Raw genomic sequence first — 17,466 nt, forward strand, 5'->3', positions numbered from 1 at the left:
TTACACCACCAGGTTGACCAAGCGACCCGGCACCACGATCACTTTTTTGGGTGCAGCACCGTTGGCCAGTTTGATGAACACCTCATTGGCCAGAGCGGCTTGCTCAATGGCAGCTTTGTCGGCGCTGGCAGGCACCACAATGGCACCGCGCAGCTTGCCATTGACTTGCAGCATCAGCTCGATTTCGTCTTGCACCAAGGCACTGGGGTCGACTTTGGGCCAAGCAGCATCAAGCAGGTCACCCAGTTCACTGGCGTAGCCCAGTTGCGCCCAAAGGGCATGGGCAATGTGTGGGGTAGCCGGGTACAGGCAGCGCAGCAAGATACCAAAGCCTTCGATCAGCGCTACTTGCGCACCGGCGCAATCGAGCTGTTTAAAGTCTTCAAGCGCGTTGATCATCTTCATGCAGCCCGACACCACGGTGTTGTATTGCATGCGCTGGTAGTCGTAGTCCACTTGCTTGAGCACACTGTGGATTTCCAGCCGCAGGGCTTTGGCGGCTTTATCAAAATTTATATCATTTAGGCTTGTGGCGCCGGCCACGCTTGCGTGAGCAGCTACGGAATCAATAGTAGTTAGCTTGACGCCAAAGTTCCACACGCGGCGCAAAAAGCGGTAGCTGCCTTCCACTGCGGCGTCGTTCCACTCCAGCGTGGCCTCGGGCGGAGCGGTGAACATGGTGTACAGGCGGGCGGTGTCGGCACCGTATTTTTCAATCAAGTCTTGCGGGTCAACGCCGTTGTTTTTGGACTTGCTCATGGTGCCGATGCCCTCGTAGTCGATGGCGGTGCCCACCGGCAGCCCGTCCACTTCGACCTTGAGCTTGGCACCGATGACTTTGCCCGCATCGTCGAACACGTGTTCAACATCAGCCGGCCAGAAATAGTCTTTACCGCCCTTGTCGGTGCGGCGGGAATAAATGTGGTTCAACACCATGCCTTGGGTGAGCAGCTTGGTAAACGGTTCATCGACCTTGACCAGCCCCAAATCACGCATCACCTTGGTCCAGAAACGCGCGTACAGCAGGTGCAGGATGGCGTGCTCGATGCCGCCAATGTACTGGTCCATCGGCATCCAGTAGTCAGCGCCTTCGGCCACCATCTGGTCGGCGTTTTTCGGGTCGCAGTAGCGCATGAAGTACCACGAGCTGTCGACAAACGTGTCCATGGTGTCGGTCTCGCGCCGGGCTGCAGTGCCACAAATCGGGCAGGTGACACCGGCATGGAAGGCCTCGCACTTGTTGAGCGGGTTGCCGGAACCATCGGGCACCAGGTCGGTGGGCAGCACCACCGGCAGGTCTTTTTCAGGCACGGGTACGGCGCCGTGTTCGGGGCAATGGATGATGGGAATCGGCGTGCCCCAGTAGCGCTGGCGGCTCACGCCCCAGTCACGCAGGCGCCAGGTGATTTTTTTCTCGCCCAGACCAAGTGCACCCAAGTCGGCGGCTACGGCATCCACGCAGTCCTGAAACGCCAGGCCGTTGTACTTGCCCGAGTTGACTGCCACGCCCGCGCCCTTTTCGGCGTACCAGTCGTGCCAAACAGACGTGTCAAACACCCGGTAGGCCGGGGCAATGCCCGCGTTGGGTGACGATTTCTGCTCGCAGCATGAGGAACCCGGCGCGGGTGTTGCACCGGCCGGAGCCGCCACGGCCACCACGGGTTGAATCGGCAACTGGTATTTCAACGCAAACGCAAAGTCGCGCTCATCGTGCGCAGGCACACCCATCACCGCGCCATCGCCGTAGCTCATCAGTACGTAGTTGCCCACCCACACTTCAACCTGCTTGCCGGTCAACGGGTGCGTGACAAACAGCCCGGTGGCCATGCCGACTTTTTCCTTCAAAGCCATTTCGGCTTCAGTGGTGCCACCTTTCTTGCATTCTTCGATGAACGCTGCCAGCGCCGGGTTGCCGGCCGCCGCATGTAGCGCCAGCGGGTGTTCGGCGGCCACGGCACAAAAGGTCACGCCCATGATGGTGTCGACGCGGGTGGTGAAGACGTACATGCGGCCGTCGCCAATCAACTTGCCGTCCGTGCCCTGAATGTTGTGGGTGAAGGCAAAACGCACACCTTCACTCTTGCCAATCCAGTTCTCCTGCATCAGCTTCACGCGCTCGGGCCAGCCGGGCATGTTGTCGCCAGTCACATTGGCTAGCAGTTCGTCAGCGTATTGGGTGATGGCCAGGTAGTAGCCCGGAATCTCACGCTTTTCCACCACTGCGCCAGTGCGCCAGCCTTTGCCGTCAATCACCTGCTCGTTGGCCAGCACGGTCATGTCCACCGGGTCCCAGTTGACGACCTGGGTTTTGCGGTAGGCAATGCCTTTCTCAAGCATCTTCAAAAACAACCACTGGTTCCACTTGTAGTACTCAGGCGTGCAGGTGGCCACTTCGCGGCTCCAGTCGATGGCCAGACCCATGGCCTGCATCTGGCTTTTCATGTAGGCAATGTTCTCAAAGGTCCACTTGGCCGGTGGCACGCCATTTTTTAACGCAGCGTTTTCAGCCGGCAAGCCAAACGCGTCCCAGCCCATGGGCATGAGCACGTTATAGCCCTGCATGCGCAACTGGCGCGTGAGCATGTCGTTGATGGTGTAGTTGCGCACATGCCCCATGTGCAGCTTGCCGCTGGGGTAAGGCAGCATGGAGCAGGCGTAAAACTTCTTTTTGGGGTTGCCTTGCGGGTCGGTGGCGTGCTCGTTGACGCGGTAAGCATCCAGGGTGCGCCAGTGGGCTTGGGCGGCGGGTTCAACGTCAAGGTGGTTGTATTTGTCTTGCATGGCAGTCAGATGGCGCGCCAGCTGTGTGGCGCGAGGGCGTGAAGGGGAAAAGAAGCGATTTTAGGGTTTGACCACAGCTGCTGGGCTGGGGCTGGCAGGGGCAGAAGGGGCAGGCGCATCCGCCACAAAGCCAATGCGGTTCAGGCCAGCTTGTTGTGCGGCGCCCATCACCTCAACCACGCGGCCATAGGGCACGGTTTTGTCAGCGCGCAGCAGCACTTCGGTTTGCGGGTTGGCTTGCGCCGCTTGCAGCAGTTGCTGCTGGAGAGCAGCCAGCGCAATGGGGTGATCTTTCAGGAAAATTTGTCCGGCGGCATCCATCACCACCGTGACCGACTTGGGGGCGTCGCCTGCCTTGGCTGCGTCGGTTTTGGGCAAATCCAGTTTGATTGAGCTGGCCAACAGTGGCGCGGTGATGATGAAGATCACCACCAGCACCAGCATCACATCAATCAACGGTGTCATGTTGATGTCGCTCATGGGCTGCGAGCCCGTGCTGCGATCCAGGCGACCGAAAGACATGGCGGTCAGGTGCTTTCAGCGCGGGACGCAAGCGCAACGGTTTGGGTGCAACCCAGCTCACGCAGGTCGCGGGCGAAGCCTTCAAGTTCGGCTTCGATGCGCGTGATGGCACGCCCGAGCACGTTGAACGCCAACACCGCAGGAATGGCCACCATCAGCCCGGCCGCCGTCATGATCAAAGACTCGCCCACCGGGCCGGAGATTTTGTCAATGGTGACTTGGCCAGCGCTGGCAATGCCAATCAAGGCATGGTAGATGCCCCACACCGTGCCAAGTAAGCCGACAAATGGCGCTGTAGCGCCCACTGTAGCCAGCAACACCTGGCCATGCTGCAGCTGGGTGAGTGCGCCGTGCAGCGCGTTGCGCAGCACACGGGTGAGCTGCTGGGCACGGTCACCGGCACTGGCCAGAGTGCCATTTTTTTCAAGATGAATAGCAAGCACCAGAGGTAATACAAGGGCTACACGGTCAAAAGCCTTGATTTTTTGGGTGGCCTCAGCAATGTTGGCGGATTGCCAAAAAGCAGCCACACAGCGCTTGACATCGGTGCTGGCGCGCCGCAGCAGCCAACTTTTCCACAAAATCACCACCCAGCTGCCCACTGACATGGCTAACAGCAGCAACGCAACTGTGCGCGCCAGTGCATCACCTTGCCAAAAAAATTCGGCAAAACTCATTTCAGGTTCAGCACGTCAGCCATGTCATACAAGCCTGAAGTGCGCCCCTTCAAGAACCGCACCGCGCGCAAGCTGCCTTCGGCGTAAGAGACCCGGCTGCCTGATTTGTGACTGATTTCAATGCGCTCCCCCGTGCCGGCAAACAGCACCGTGTGGTCGCCCACAATGTCACCGCCGCGGATGGTGGCAAAACCAATGCTGGATGGGTCGCGCTCGCCGGTGACGCCTTCACGGGCATACACAGCGCAGTCTTTCAGGTTGCGCCCCAAGGCGTTAGCAATGACCTCGCCCATTTTCAAGGCGGTGCCAGAGGGGGCATCGACCTTGTGGCGGTGATGCGCTTCGATGATTTCAATGTCGTAGCCGGTGTTGAGCGACTTGGCAGCCAACTCAAGCAGTTTCAGCGTCACGTTCACGCCCACACTCATGTTGGGTGCCATCACGATGGCGATGTGCTGGGCAAGGTCGGCAATTTGCTGCTTTTGTGCGTCGGTAAAGCCAGTGGTACCAATCACCGCATTCACCCCCAAGGTGCGACAGGCTTGCAAATGCGCCAACGTACCCTCGGGGCGGGTGAAATCAATCAACGCCTGGGCATGGTTCAACCCAGTGGTGAGGTTGGCGCTGATAGCCACGCCGCTGCTCAAGCCCAAGAAAGCGGCTGGATCCATGCCCACCGCCGGGCTGGAGGGCAGATCAAGTGCGCCGCTGAGCTGACAGTCGTCTGCTTTGCAAACGGCCTCAATCAACATGCGCCCCATGCGCCCGCTGGCGCCAGCCACACAGATGTGGTGAAGAGTGGACTCTGTCATGGTCGATTTATTGGGTTGAAGTTTCTAACGGGGGAAAGCTTGTGCGTGCCGGTGTGACAGTTTTTGGAGTGGGCGCCGGTGCTGCAGGTGGGTTGCTTTTCAGGCTTTCAGGGGCCACTTCGAGCACCGGGACGGGGCCAGAGGTGCGCCCGGAGTCAAGCGAGGCCACAAATTCGGCTTCGGTCGGGAGCTTGTCGGCTTGCACTTTGCTCAGCACATCGTCTTTGAAAAACACCGTGACACGCCTGGCCTGGGGCGCCATGCCTTGGCGCTTGAAGGTGAACACGTAGTCCCACCGGTCTGCATGAAAAATGCTGTTGAGCAAAGGGGTGCCCAAAATGTTGCGCACCTGATTGCGGCTCATACCCTCTTTCAAGGCGGCAGCCTGTTCGCTGCTGACAAAATTGCCTTGCACAATGTCAATTTTGTAGGGCGACACCATGGTCACCAAGCGATTGCTGGCACCATCTACGCTGCTACAAGCAGAAAGGGTGAGTGAAAGTGCTCCGACTGAACACCAAACGGCACGACGCGCAAATGAATCAAGCATGGGCAAACCAAGTGACAATAAGAGTCAATCATTGTACTGGTAGGCCTTGTGTCAGCACCGACCCGCGCGTCATGCGCTTCGTTATCCCATGTCACACCATGACCCACATCGACAACCTCAAAAGCACCGGACTCAAAGCCACATTGCCACGTTTGAAAATATTAGAGATTTTTCAAAAAGGGCAGCAGCGCCACATGACGGCCGAAGACGTGTTTCGGGTGCTGTTACTTGAGCACTCGGACGTGGGGTTGGCCACGGTGTACCGGGTGTTGGCGCAGTTTGAGCAGGCCGATATTTTGGTGCGCAGCCATTTTGAGAGTGGCAAGGCTGTCTATGAACTCAACGAAGGCCAGCACCATGACCATTTGGTGTGCCTGGACTGTGGCCGTGTGGAAGAGTTCTTTGATGCGGCCATTGAGCAGCGCCAGCACGATGTGGCCAAGGCCAAGGGGTTTGAGATTGCCGACCACGCCCTGAGTTTGTATGCGCATTGCACCCAAACGGAGTGCATGCATCGCCCCAAGCGGTGACATGTTGCGGGTGAATTGCCCCTAATTGCTGTCGTTCATGGCTTGGCGGTGGCGCTCGACAAATTCTTTGTAGGTGTCTACCCCGCGAATTTGCAAAATAGTGTTGCGCACAGCGGCTTCCACCAGCACAGCCAAATTGCGCCCTGCCACAACCTGAATCACCACTTTGCGCACCGGTACATCGAGCACATCTTGCGTCAACGGCTCGTAGGGAAGACGTTCGTATTCACGCTCCATGGTTTCGCGGCGCACCAGGTGCACGATCAACTGCAGGGCTTTTTTTCGGCGCACCGCGGTTTCGCCAAAGATGCAACGGATGTCAAGCAAGCCAATGCCACGCACCTCCAGCAGGTTCAGCAGCAAATCTGGGCAACGGCCTTCTATGGTGTCTTGGTTGATGCGGTAAAGGTCGACCGCATCGTCTGCCACCAAGCCGTTGCCGCGCGACACCAGCTCCAAGCCCAGCTCGCTTTTACCCAAACCAGACTCGCCGGTGATCAACACCCCTAAGCCCAAAATGTCCATGAACACGCCGTGCATAGTGCAGCGATCTGCAAAATGCCGTGACAGGTAAGCGCGCAGCACATCAATCACAAAGGCCGAGGAGCCTTCCGTGGCAAACAGCGGAATTTGGGCGCGCTCACACATCGACAACAGTTCATCGGGTGCGGTTTGGCCATCCGCCAACACCAACACCGGCGGCTCCAGGGTCACGATGCGTGAAACACGGCGGGCGCAGTCCTCAGGCGTGGCGTTGGCAAGGTAGGCCACTTCGCGTTCACCCAATATTTGCACCCGGTACGGATGAATGTAGTTGAGGTAGCCCACCAGGTCAGCCCCAGAGCGGGCTGCGCGCACGGCAACTTCGTCAAAACGGCGCTCTGACGCACCTAAACCTGCCACCCATTCCCAGCGCAGGTTGCTGCGAAAAGCTTCAAACAACACATCGGCACTGATGACATTGGGTTTCAAGGGTTCAACTCCACAGGTCTATAGCGGTAGATCAGGTGTTTTGGGTTGACAGCCAATTGGTGATCAACTGGTGGAGTTCGTCTGCCTGGGTGCTGGCTGCCATTTTGCTGCGAAGGTCGGCATCACTGAGCATTTCAGCAATTTCAGACAATATTTCAAGATGTTTTTGGGTGGCCGCTTCGGGCACCAATAAAAAAATCATCAAGCCCACCGGCAATTCGTCTGGTGCCTCAAAGCCAATCGGTTGCGCCAGTTGAAACACCGCCGCCATGGGAGACTTCAAGCCTTTGATGCGGCCGTGAGGAATGGCCACCCCATGGCCCAAACCGGTCGAGCCCAAGCGCTCGCGCGAGAACAGACTGTCGGTGACCAGGGCGCGGCTTAAACCGTGCAAATTTTCAAACAACAAACCGGCTTCTTCAAAAGCTCTTTTTTTGCTTGAAATGTCAACTTGGACTTGCACTTGTGCAACTGGAAGAATAGACGCAAGACGATTCATGATGTTTGAGTAGGTGCGCCCGGCATATTCAGGCGAAAAAAAAGCCGCTCGCACCAGCGGGCGGCTTGTCAGAGTTTAAATTACATCAAGCGCTTTGGGGCTTCATGGGCGTGAGATTGCACGCGATCTTTGTGTCGAACCACTTGACGGTCTAATTTGTCGACCAATTCGTCCACGGCAGCATACAAATCTGCATGGGCACTTTCTGCAAACAATTCAATGCCTTTGATGTGAATGTTGCATTCGGCTTTTTGACGGCGTTCCTTTTCTTTGAGATTTTCAAGCGTGAGCAGCACCTTGACATCCACCACTTGATCAAAATGCCTCTTGATGCGATCAAGCTTACCGGTGACATAGTTGCGCAGGGCAGGGGTGACGTCCAAATGGTGTCCACTGATGGTCAAGTTCATAAAGCCTCCTAAAGCTGTGGAAAAAAGCCCGTCAGCCACATGGCTGGCAAGCGGGGAAACCTTGTTTTTTAGGTGTGGTTTAACTATGCACGTGCCTTCAACAGAGTGCAACCTTTTTCCATATTGCATTGCAACAATTTGAGGCTTTGACGGTGGGAAGTTTGCTGAAAATGGCTCCCGAGTGACATAATCAAAAGAGTTCAACAAAGGAAATTGACCTTGGAAACCTACCCCAGTCGGTAGCTTTCAACTCCCAAAATTGCATCATGGGGTTGAAAGCCGCAACCAACCCCTGCCACCCTTGATGCCAAACTTCAATTGGGAGCGAGCACATGCTCAACATTTTTACCCTTGCCAACGGCCGGCTGTTCCAGGAAGAAATTGAATCGCTGGAAGAGCTTTCAAGATTTCAGCCTATTTGGGTTGACCTGGAATCTCCCACACCCGAAGAAAAGCGCTGGATCAAGCAGTATTTTGGTTTGTCGATTCCAGACGATGCGATGGACGAAGACATCGAAGAGTCTGCGCGTTTTTACAAAGAGGATAACGGTGACCTGCACATTCGCAGTGACTTTTTGGTGGCTGATGAAGATGAGCCACACACCGTGCGTGTCGCCTTTATTTTGAATTTGGTCAATGACGAACTCAAAAGCAAAGGGGTGCTTTTTTCGATTCACGACGAAGACGTGCCCGTTTTTCGCTTGCTGCGCATGCGTGCCCGGCGCGCACCAGGCTTGATTGAAGATGCCAAAGAAGTGCTGCTCAAGCTGTTTGATGCGGACGCTGAATATTCAGCCGACACTCTGGAAGAAATTTACGACGAGCTGGAAAAAGCCAGTGCCAAAGTGCTCTCGGGTGACGTGACCGACGCCATGGCCGGCGAAGTGTTGGGGGCTATTGCGCGCCATGAGGACATGAATGGCCGGATTCGCCGCAACGCCATGGACACCCGGCGTGCGGTGAGCTTCATGATGCGCACCAAAATTCTCAACCCCGAGCAGTTTGAAGAAGCGCGCCAAATTTTGCGCGACATTGATTCACTGGACTCACACACGGCATTTTTGTTTGACAAGATCAACTTTTTGATGGATGCCACCGTGGGTTTCATCAACATCAATCAAAACAAGATCATCAAAATTTTCTCCGTGGCCAGCGTGGCACTGCTGCCGCCCACTTTGATTGCCAGCTTGTACGGCATGAACTTCAAATACATGCCGGAGCTGGATTGGGCCATGGGCTACCCCTATGCCTTGGGGTTGATGCTGGCCAGTGCACTGGTGCCCATGTGGTATTTTCGCAAGCGCGGCTGGCTTAAATGAGAAAATGAGAAAATGAGCTCTAGCGCTTGATCAATAAGCTCAAGCAGCTATTAAATTTATACTAATTTGATGAATTCGCGCATGATTGACAAGGCGTATGGGCTGGCAACTTGCTGCACAAACGCTGAAAAGTCGACGTGCGCTTGGGCGTCTGCACGGTCAGAAATGGTGCGCACAGCGGCAAAAGGGATGCCGTAGTCATGACAAACCTGTGCCACCGCGGCGCCTTCCATTTCAACCGCCAATGGGGCATGCCCCGCTTGTTTCAAGCCGCTGACCAATGCTGCAGCGCCCTGTGCGCTGGCCACAAACTGGTCGCCACTGGCAATCAAACCCTGGTGCACGCGCTGATCTTGAACTGAATTTTCATGGTGAAAATGACCTCTAGCGCTTTTGATACCTGTATGAGTAGCTTCTAAAAGAAGAGCACTGAGAGGCTCATCACAGGCCAGTGTGTCACGGCCATAGAGCGGGATTTCATAGCGTGCAAACAAGGGGCTGGAGTCCATGTCGTGCTGGATGAAGGCTTGGGCCACCACCACATCACCCACGTTGACCGACTGCCCCACACCGCCTGCAACACCTGTAAACACCACACGCTTCACGTCAAAGGCTTCAATCAAAGTGGTGGTAGTGGTGGCGGCGGCCACTTTGCCGACTTTGGAGAGCACCAGCACCACGTCTTGCTCCGCCCATTGCCCACACCAAAAGGTGCGTCCGGCGCGCTGCACGCGCCGGGGCTGACTCAACTGTTCAAGCAAGCCCCGCTGTTCATCCAGCAAGGCGCTCATGATGGCAAGCGTCAAAAAATGTCCTTCGGGTAGGGGTTACTTGGTGCGCAATTCACGTCGCAAAATTTTACCGACGGGCGTCTTGGGCAGCTCAGTGCGAAATTCAATCAACTTGGGCTGTTTGTAGCCGGTGAGGTTTTCTTTGCAAAACGCGCGAATTTGATCTTCAGTCAGGCTGGGGTCTTTTTTGACGATCACCAGTTTGACGGCCTCTCCGGCTTTGGCATCTGGCACGCCAACGCAGGCACATTCCATGATGCCTGGCATTTGCGACACCACATCTTCCAGCTCGGTGGGGAAGACGTTGAATCCACTGACCAAAATCATGTCTTTCTTGCGATCCACAATTTTGAAGAAGCCCCGTTCATCCATCACGCCAACGTCGCCTGACTTGAAGTAGCCGTCTGGAGTCATCACTTTGGCGGTTTCGTCTGGGCGTTGCCAATAACCCGCCATCACTTGGGGACCTTTGATGGCAATTTCACCGGCTTGCCCAGGTGCGACTTCCTGACCCTCATCGTCAAGCAGCTTGAGCCACGTGTTGCAGACCGGAATGCCAATAGAGCCTGAGTATTCAGTCACCGTGATGGGGTTGGAGGTGGCCACTGGTGCGGTTTCGCTCAAACCATAGCCTTCACAAATGGCACAGCCCGTTTTCTCAAACCAAATTTTGGCCACGGCACTTTGCACCGCCGTGCCACCCCCCGCTGACACCAGCAAACTGCTCCAGTTGACCTTGTTGAAGTCTGGGTGATTGGCCAGACCATTGAAGAGCGTGTTGACGGCTGGGAACACATGAATTTTGTGTTTGGACAACTCTTTGAGTACCGCAGCGAAGTCACGCGGGTTCGGGATCAAGACCAGTTTGCCACCCATGCGCAACGACAGCATCATGTTTACCGTGAAGGCAAAAATGTGGTAAAGCGGCAAGGCACATACCGAGATGATTTGCTCTGAAGCGGGTATGTTTTTCAAGGCTGGTTGAAACCAGGCATCTGACTGCAGCAAGTTGGCCACCAGGTTGCGATGCAACAGCACCGCGCCTTTGGACACGCCCGTGGTGCCGCCTGTGTATTGCAGCACCGCCACATCATCGGGCTTGAGTGTTAATTTTTTCAAGTTGCCGTTGCTGGCTTTGGCCATGGCGGCGTTGAACCGCACGGCTTGGGGCAAATTGAAATCAGGCACCATTTTTTTGACATTGCGCACCACATAGTTCACCAACGCCCCTTTGAGCAAGCCAAGTTGGTCGCCCATGGCGCAAAGCACCACGTGCTTCACGGGTGTGTTGGACAGGCATTTCTCAAGCGTGGCAGCAAAATTTTCCAAAATGACAATCGCCTTGGCACCAGAGTCTTTCAGTTGGTGCTCAAGCTCACGCGCGGTGTAGAGTGGGTTGACATTGACCAATGTGAAACCCGCTCGCATGATGCCCATCACGGCTATGGGGTATTGCATCACGTTGGGCATCATCACCGCCACCCGGTCACCCTTGACCAAGCCAAGACTTTGCAAATACACACCAAAGGTCTGACTGAGCTCATCGACCTGCCGGTAACTCAGCTCCTTGCCCAGAAAACTGTAGGCACTGCGATCAGCAAATTTCTTAAACGATTCCTCCATCATGACCACCATCGAGTCGTACCGGTCAGGATCAATGTCGGCGGGAACACCTTCGGGGTAGCTGCTTAGCCAGATACGGTCAGTCATGTGAATCTCTCCATGTGTCGCTTAAAAATTTCATTGTCACCCGGTTTGTCAGGTTCTGTAAGCTGTGTTTTCCCTTATTAGACAGTTCACTCCAGTTCGAAGAGATCATGCCCTTGGATCAAGATAAAAAAAGAGGCCCAACGGGCCTCTTGCGGTGAAAAGCTGCAAGCTCACGCTTTGAGCGCAGTGAGCACTTCATCAAGCATTTTCTTGGCATCACCAAACAGCATGCGGTTGTTTTCTTTGTAAAACAAGGGGTTGTCAACACCTGCATAGCCGCTGGCCATGCTGCGCTTCATGACGATGGAGGTCTTGGACTTCCAGACTTCAAGCACCGGCATCCCCGCAATCGGACTGGTGGGGTCGTCTTGTGCGCTGGGGTTGACGATGTCGTTGGCACCAATCACCATGGTGACATCGGTGTCAGGGAAGTCGTCATTGAGCTCGTCCATTTCAAACACGATGTCGTAAGGCACCTTTGCCTCGGCCAGCAGCACGTTCATGTGTCCTGGCATGCGCCCAGCCACCGGGTGAATGCCAAAACGCACATTCACACCCTTGGCGCGCAAATGTTTGGTGATTTCAAACACCGTGTGCTGAGCCTGTGCCACAGCCATGCCGTAGCCGGGCACGATGATCACACTTTTGGCTTCGCGCAGCAGCTCAGCAGTTTCTACGGCACTGACTGCCGTCACTTCACCCGCAGGCACCACACCGCCGGCAGCGGCTGTAGGCTTGGCGCTGGTGGTGCCAAAACCACCCGCAATCACGCTGATGAAACTGCGGTTCATGGCGTTGCACATGATGTAAGAAAGAATAGCACCGCTGGAACCCACCAGCGCACCCACCACAATCAGCAAGTCGTTGCTGAGCATGAACCCGGTGGCTGCCGCCGCCCAGCCTGAATAGCTGTTGAGCATGGACACCACCACGGGCATGTCAGCGCCGCCAATGGCCATCACCATGTGCACACCAAACAGCAATGCAATCACGGTCATGACGATGATTGGCGTGACACCCTCTTGCACCGTGTGCGCACCCATGAACACACCACCAAAATAAATCACGGTCAACAAACCCGCCAGATTCATCCAGTGCCGTCCAGGCAACAACAAGGGGTTCCCCCCAATGCGCCCCGACAGCTTGCCAAAAGCAATCACTGAGCCCGACAGCGTGACCGCACCAATGAAAATGCCGATGTAAATTTCCAGCTCATGAATGGTTTTGGCCGCACCCTCAAACTCTTTTGTGGCGGTGGGGTCGACAAACGTGGCAAAACCCACCAGCACCGCTGCCAAGCCCACCATGCTGTGCATGAAGGCCACCAACTCGGGCATTTGCGTCATTTGCACGCTGCGCGCCAAATACAAACCAATGCTGCCGCCCACCACCATGGCGGCAATGATCCAGGCGTAACCGCCGCTGTTGACCTGCGGACCCAGCACGGTGGCTAGCACGGCAATGGTCATGCCGATCATGCCAAACAGGTTACCGCGGCGAGAACTTTCCTGGTTAGACAAACCGCCCAGGCTCAAAATGAACAAAATGGTCGCACCAATGTAGGCAACCGTGGCCAGACTTGAATTCATGTATGGCTCCTCTTCTTATTTACGGAACATGGCCAGCATGCGCTGGGTGACGGCAAAGCCGCCAAACATATTGATGGCAGTCAGGGCAATGGCCACTGCCGCAATCCAGGTGATCAAGCTGTTAGGCCGGTCGGCTGCATCCATCAAGGGCGAAATTTGCACCAGCGCACCAATGGCAATGATGCTGGAGATGGCGTTGGTCACGCTCATCAGCGGCGTGTGCAGCGCGGGCTTCACGTTCCACACCACCATGTAGCCCACAAAGCAGGCCAACACAAACACGGTGAAGTGCGACATGAACTCTTTAGGCGCGCTGTGACCGATGAGCCAGAATAACGCTGCCACCACAGCAAACATCAGTGCCAGTTTGCCCGCAGGCATGGGGGCACTGGGCTCGCCGTGGCCTTTGGCTTTTTTGGCCGCAGGTGCGGCTGCCGGTTTGGCCACTGGTGCGGCTGCCGGTTTCAGGGCAGGTGCCGGCCAGGTAACGCTGCCGTCTTTGGTCACGGTGAGGCCGCGAATGGCGTCATCTTCCATGTTGACGTTGATCACGCCATCTTTGGTTTTGCACAACTCTTCCGTCAAACGGAACAAGTTGGTGCTGTACAGGGTAGATGACTGTTTGGCCAAGCGCGACACCAGGTCGGTAAAGCCAACAATCGTCACGCCATGTCTCACCACAGATTGCCCGGGCACAGTCAACTCGCAATTGCCACCTTGCTCGGCGGCCATGTCCACAATCACGCTGCCGGGCTTCATGCTTTGCACCATCTCGGCAGTGATCAGCTTAGGTGCTGGGCGCCCTGGAATCAAAGCCGTGGTGATGATGATGTCAACCTCTTTGGCTTGGTTGGCGTACATGGCGCGCTGGGCTTGTTGAAAGCCTTCGCTCATGACCTTGGCATAGCCGCCGCCGCCGGAGCCTTCTTCTTCGTAGTCCACCTTGACAAATTCGCCACCGAGCGAGACCACTTGGTCTGCCACCTCGGCTCGGGTGTCGTTGGCGCGCACAATGGCGCCCAAACCAGCAGCGGTGCCAATGGCAGCCAACCCGGCCACACCAGCGCCAGCAATGAACACTTTGGCTGGGGGTACTTTGCCCGCCGCCGTGATTTGACCGTTGAAAAAACGACCAAACGCATTGGCTGCTTCGATCACTGCACGGTAGCCTGCCACGCCGGCCATGGACGTCAATGCATCCATTTTTTGCGCACGGCTCAGGGTGCGCGGCAGCGCATCAATGGCCAGCACTGTTACGTTCTTGGCGGCCAGCTCTTTGAGCAATTCTGGGTTCTGGGCGGGCCAGATGAAGCTGATCAAGGTGGCACCTTCGTGCATCAAAGCCACTTCGTCTGCACTTGGGGCGCGAACTTTGAACACAATGTCAGAACCTGACCATAGTTCTGCTGCGCTGCCCACCACTTCAGCACCTGCTTGCAGGTAAGCTGCATCGCTGAAGTTGGCAGCATCACCCGCACCCGCTTCTACGGCCACTTTAAAGCCGAGCTTGATCAGTTTTTCAACCACCTCTGGCACGGTGGCGACTCGTTTCTCGTCTGGGAAAACTTCGCGTGGCACGCCAATGCGTTGCACTTTTGGACCAGATGCGTCTTGACTGATGGCACCAGTTTGCATGGGTCGACTCCTCATATCGTTGGTATTGTTTCTAAACCGCTTGAGCTTACCTCAGTTTTTTCCCCATCTTGCTGACAAAAATTCAACCCATCTTTGATCAAAGCCAAAAATCACCCTCGGCATCTTTTACCGATAATTCAGGCATGAATATCCGATGGAAACCCAGCGCCACTGTGGCCGCAATCATTGAACACCAAGGCAAATTTCTACTGGTGGAAGAGCACACCCCGGAAGGTTTGCGTTTGAACAATCCCGCTGGTCACCTTGATGAGGGCGAGTCATTGGTCGATGGCTGTGCCCGTGAAGCACTTGAAGAAACCACCCATGCCTTCACCCCTACCCACCTGCTGGGGGTTTACATGTCACGTTTTCAGCGCCCGGCAAGTGACCTGCAAGCTGCGCAAGACATCACCTACCTGCGCTTTGCCTTTTGTGGCACGCTGGGTGCGGTGCAGGCTGGCCGCAGTTTGGACACTGGCATTGTGCGCACCCTGTGGCTCAGCCCCGATGAACTGCGCACCAGTGCTAACCGCCACCGCAGCCCTTTGGTGCTTCAATGCATGGAAGACTATTTATTGGGGCAGCGTTATCCGCTCCATCTGATTCACACCGACCCGTCGGTCATGCAACTGCATCACCCGGCGGGTGTGACCTGCGCATGACCGCCCTCAAAAAACACCGCGTGGTGGTGGGTTTGAGTGGCGGGGTGGATTCAGCCGTGACCGCCTGGTTACTCAAACAGCAAGGCCATGAGGTGGTGGGCATCTTCATGAAAAACTGGGAAGATGATGACGACACCGGTTACTGTTCGTCAAACATCGACTTTGTGGACGCTGCGGCGGTGGCCGATGTGATTGGCATCGAGATTGAGCACGTCAACTTTGCTGCTGAATACAAAGACCGGGTATTTGCTGAATTTTTACGCGAGTACAGCAGCGGCCGCACGCCCAACCCCGACATTTTGTGCAACGCCGAAATCAAGTTCAAAGCCTTTTTAGACCATGCCCTGCGCCTGGGCGCCGACAAAATCGCCACCGGACATTACGCCCGCGTGCGCTGCATCGGCCCGGCGGGCAACGCGCTGGACGTGCATCAGGCGCAGTTGGGCAGCGGTCGTTTTGAATTGCTCAAGGGGCTAGACCCGGCCAAAGACCAAAGCTATTTTTTGCACCGCCTGAACCAGGCGCAATTGTCAAAAACATTGTTCCCGGTGGGCGAGTTGCTCAAAACCGAGGTGCGACGGCTGGCGCTTGAAATTGGCCTGCCCAACGCCAAAAAGAAAGACTCCACCGGCATCTGCTTTATTGGCGAGCGCCCGTTTCGCGACTTTCTGAACCGCTACCTGGCCAAAACGCCCGGCCCGGTCAAGAACGACAAGGGCCAGACCATTGCCGAGCACGTGGGCTTGAGTTTCTACACCCTGGGACAACGCCAGGGCCTGGGTATTGGCGGCCTCAAAGCCAAAGGCGCGCAACGCGGCGGCGGTGACCACGCGCCGTGGTTTGTGGCGCGCAAGGATATGGACAGCAATACGTTGTGGGTGGTGCAGGGGCATGACCACCCGTGGCTGCAGTCGCTGCAACTCACGGCCGGGCAGGCGAGCTGGGTCGCTGGTGTTGCGCCGCAGGGTGGTGCCTTCGCCGCCAAAACGCGTTACCGCCAGATGGATGCGGCGTGCGTGTTGTCGGGTGTGGATGCGAGCCGCTTCACGCTGGATTTTGCCCAGCCGCAGTGGGCCGTGACACCCGGGCAGTCGGCTGTGTTGTACGACGGTGAGGTTTGTTTGGGTGGGGGAGTGATTGAGGGGAATGGGTGAGACTGTAGATTGATTGCAAGCCATTTTGATCTGTAGCGCTTGTCTGGGAAGCACGACCAGCTACTTATTTTGTAGTGGCTAGCGTATTGAAATTCCGGGGGTTGTGTTTTGGATTTCAGCGTGTGCAGGCAAGGATGGGCTTCTGCAGCAGTGGGCGCGGGCGTTCATGGTACTTGGCTTTGCGCCGCCACCGGACGGTCTTGGTGTCAGCAGCGATTCAATTTCAACCTGCCCCATGTCATGCGGGTGCACCAGGACGTGAAACCAGATGAGGTTTTTGAACCATACCCTCAAGCCCCTTCGATTCTGAGGCTATAGTGCAGGCAGCGTTTCTGTTCGCGCAACTGGTCCAGCAACCGGATCGACTTCAATACCGGGATGCTGTTTATTCTGGGAGTGATCTTGCCCCCGAAAAATGGACTCCATAGCTGAAGGAAAATTTCAGACATTGGAGATTAGGAAATGAGCAAGAAGGTTGATGGACAAGCGCGGGGCAAATACACCCTGGAATTCAAACTGGAGGCAGTGCGCCTGGTCAAAGGTGGGCAAGCGGCTTCAGTGACCTCGAAGGTGCTGGGTATACCGAACCAGACACTGGACAACTGGATACGCCTGAGCAACAAAGGCCAGCTCAAGGGTGCAGGTGATAAACCGGTCTCGCCCGAGCAAATGGAGCTGGCCCGGCTGCGCGCGGAGTTATCCAGGGTGAAGATGGAGCGCGACATCTTAAAAAAAGCGACGGCGTACTTCGCGCGGGAATTGCTGTGAAGTACGCCTGGATTTCAAGACACAAGAAGATTTGGCCGATCACGCTGGCCTGCGAAGTGCTGGGTGTAAGCTCCAGTGGCTACTT

Annotated in this window: 16 protein-coding genes and 1 pseudogene; 5 read left to right on the top strand and 12 right to left on the bottom strand. The window is 56.0% G+C overall.

All coding sequences use genetic code 11. The features are described 5' to 3' along the window. Genes leuS through PHT20_RS10850 form a run of 5 tightly spaced genes read right to left on the bottom strand, consistent with a single transcriptional unit; the run spans position 1 to position 5,342 of the window. Entirely contained in the window at positions 1-2,781 is a 2,781-nt protein-coding gene (gene leuS, locus PHT20_RS10830) for a leucine--tRNA ligase (RefSeq protein ID WP_301020523.1), read from the bottom strand. Positions 2,782-2,841: 60 nt separating this feature from the next. Then, entirely contained in the window at positions 2,842-3,303 is a 462-nt protein-coding gene (locus tag PHT20_RS10835; protein ID WP_301020524.1) for a biopolymer transporter ExbD, read from the bottom strand. Between the two features lie 5 nt (positions 3,304-3,308). Continuing rightward, positions 3,309-3,980, bottom strand: a complete 672-nt coding sequence (locus PHT20_RS10840) for a MotA/TolQ/ExbB proton channel family protein (protein WP_301020525.1) — start codon at positions 3,978-3,980, stop codon at positions 3,309-3,311. After that, complete coding sequence (gene dapB, locus PHT20_RS10845) at positions 3,977-4,792, bottom strand: 4-hydroxy-tetrahydrodipicolinate reductase (RefSeq protein ID WP_300084900.1); 816 nt, start codon at positions 4,790-4,792, stop codon at positions 3,977-3,979. Before dapB ends, PHT20_RS10840 begins: the two co-directional genes overlap by 4 nt. A gap of 7 nt (positions 4,793-4,799) precedes the next feature. Then, the gene (locus PHT20_RS10850; RefSeq protein WP_301020526.1) at positions 4,800-5,342 is read right to left on the bottom strand and encodes an outer membrane protein assembly factor BamE; all 543 of its coding nucleotides are present in this window, start codon (positions 5,340-5,342) and stop codon (positions 4,800-4,802) included. A 98-nt stretch (positions 5,343-5,440) separates the two neighbouring features. On the opposite strand from PHT20_RS10850, the gene fur reads away from it, so the two are divergent. Next, positions 5,441-5,872, top strand: coding sequence for a ferric iron uptake transcriptional regulator (gene fur / locus PHT20_RS10855; protein ID WP_300084898.1), 432 nt, complete (start codon positions 5,441-5,443; stop codon positions 5,870-5,872). Positions 5,873-5,893: 21 nt separating this feature from the next. On the opposite strand, the gene hprK is transcribed toward fur, so the two are convergent. From hprK to raiA, 3 genes are all read right to left on the bottom strand, one after another. Next, complete coding sequence (hprK, locus tag PHT20_RS10860; protein ID WP_300084896.1) at positions 5,894-6,844, bottom strand: HPr(Ser) kinase/phosphatase; 951 nt, start codon at positions 6,842-6,844, stop codon at positions 5,894-5,896. Positions 6,845-6,875: 31 nt separating this feature from the next. After that, positions 6,876-7,343 carry a PTS sugar transporter subunit IIA gene (locus PHT20_RS10865; protein WP_301020527.1) on the bottom strand — a complete coding sequence of 156 codons (468 nt, stop codon included), beginning with the start codon at positions 7,341-7,343 and terminating at the stop codon, positions 6,876-6,878. Between the two features lie 80 nt (positions 7,344-7,423). Further along, a complete protein-coding gene (gene raiA, locus PHT20_RS10870) occupies positions 7,424-7,753 on the bottom strand; it encodes a ribosome-associated translation inhibitor RaiA (RefSeq protein ID WP_300084906.1) in 330 nt (109 codons plus the stop codon). 332 nt (positions 7,754-8,085) lie between these two features. On the opposite strand from raiA, the gene corA reads away from it, so the two are divergent. After that, entirely contained in the window at positions 8,086-9,072 is a 987-nt protein-coding gene (gene corA / locus PHT20_RS10875) for a magnesium/cobalt transporter CorA (RefSeq protein ID WP_300084892.1), read from the top strand. A 56-nt stretch (positions 9,073-9,128) separates the two neighbouring features. On the opposite strand, the gene PHT20_RS10880 is transcribed toward corA, so the two are convergent. From PHT20_RS10880 to PHT20_RS10895, 4 genes are all read right to left on the bottom strand, one after another. Then, on the bottom strand, positions 9,129-9,878 hold the full coding sequence (locus tag PHT20_RS10880; RefSeq protein WP_301020528.1) for a 5'-methylthioadenosine/adenosylhomocysteine nucleosidase: 750 nt from the start codon (positions 9,876-9,878) through the stop codon (positions 9,129-9,131). 21 nt (positions 9,879-9,899) lie between these two features. Then, entirely contained in the window at positions 9,900-11,573 is a 1,674-nt protein-coding gene (locus PHT20_RS10885; protein ID WP_301020529.1) for a long-chain-fatty-acid--CoA ligase, read from the bottom strand. 170 nt (positions 11,574-11,743) lie between these two features. After that, positions 11,744-13,162 (bottom strand): Re/Si-specific NAD(P)(+) transhydrogenase subunit beta, encoded by a 1,419-nt coding sequence (gene pntB, locus PHT20_RS10890; protein ID WP_301020530.1) that lies wholly within the window; start codon positions 13,160-13,162, stop codon positions 11,744-11,746. A gap of 15 nt (positions 13,163-13,177) precedes the next feature. Beyond that, entirely contained in the window at positions 13,178-14,797 is a 1,620-nt protein-coding gene (locus PHT20_RS10895; protein ID WP_301020531.1) for a Re/Si-specific NAD(P)(+) transhydrogenase subunit alpha, read from the bottom strand. A 143-nt stretch (positions 14,798-14,940) separates the two neighbouring features. Between PHT20_RS10895 and PHT20_RS10900 the strand changes: the two genes are divergently transcribed. The 3 genes and pseudogenes from PHT20_RS10900 to PHT20_RS10910 form a co-directional block, all read left to right on the top strand. Beyond that, positions 14,941-15,459: an NUDIX hydrolase gene (locus PHT20_RS10900; RefSeq protein WP_301020532.1), complete on the top strand. Its 519-nt coding sequence runs from the start codon at positions 14,941-14,943 to the stop codon at positions 15,457-15,459. Next, positions 15,456-16,613 (top strand): tRNA 2-thiouridine(34) synthase MnmA, encoded by a 1,158-nt coding sequence (gene mnmA / locus PHT20_RS10905; protein ID WP_301020533.1) that lies wholly within the window; start codon positions 15,456-15,458, stop codon positions 16,611-16,613. The genes PHT20_RS10900 and mnmA overlap by 4 nt, the downstream gene beginning before the upstream one ends. Before the next feature lie 462 nt (positions 16,614-17,075). Beyond that, a pseudogene (locus PHT20_RS10910) lies at positions 17,076-17,466 on the top strand (transposase); the annotation flags it as partial.

The sequence above is a fragment of the Rhodoferax sp. genome (assembly GCF_028715765.1).
Classification (GTDB): Bacteria; Pseudomonadota; Gammaproteobacteria; order Burkholderiales; family Burkholderiaceae_C; genus Rhodoferax.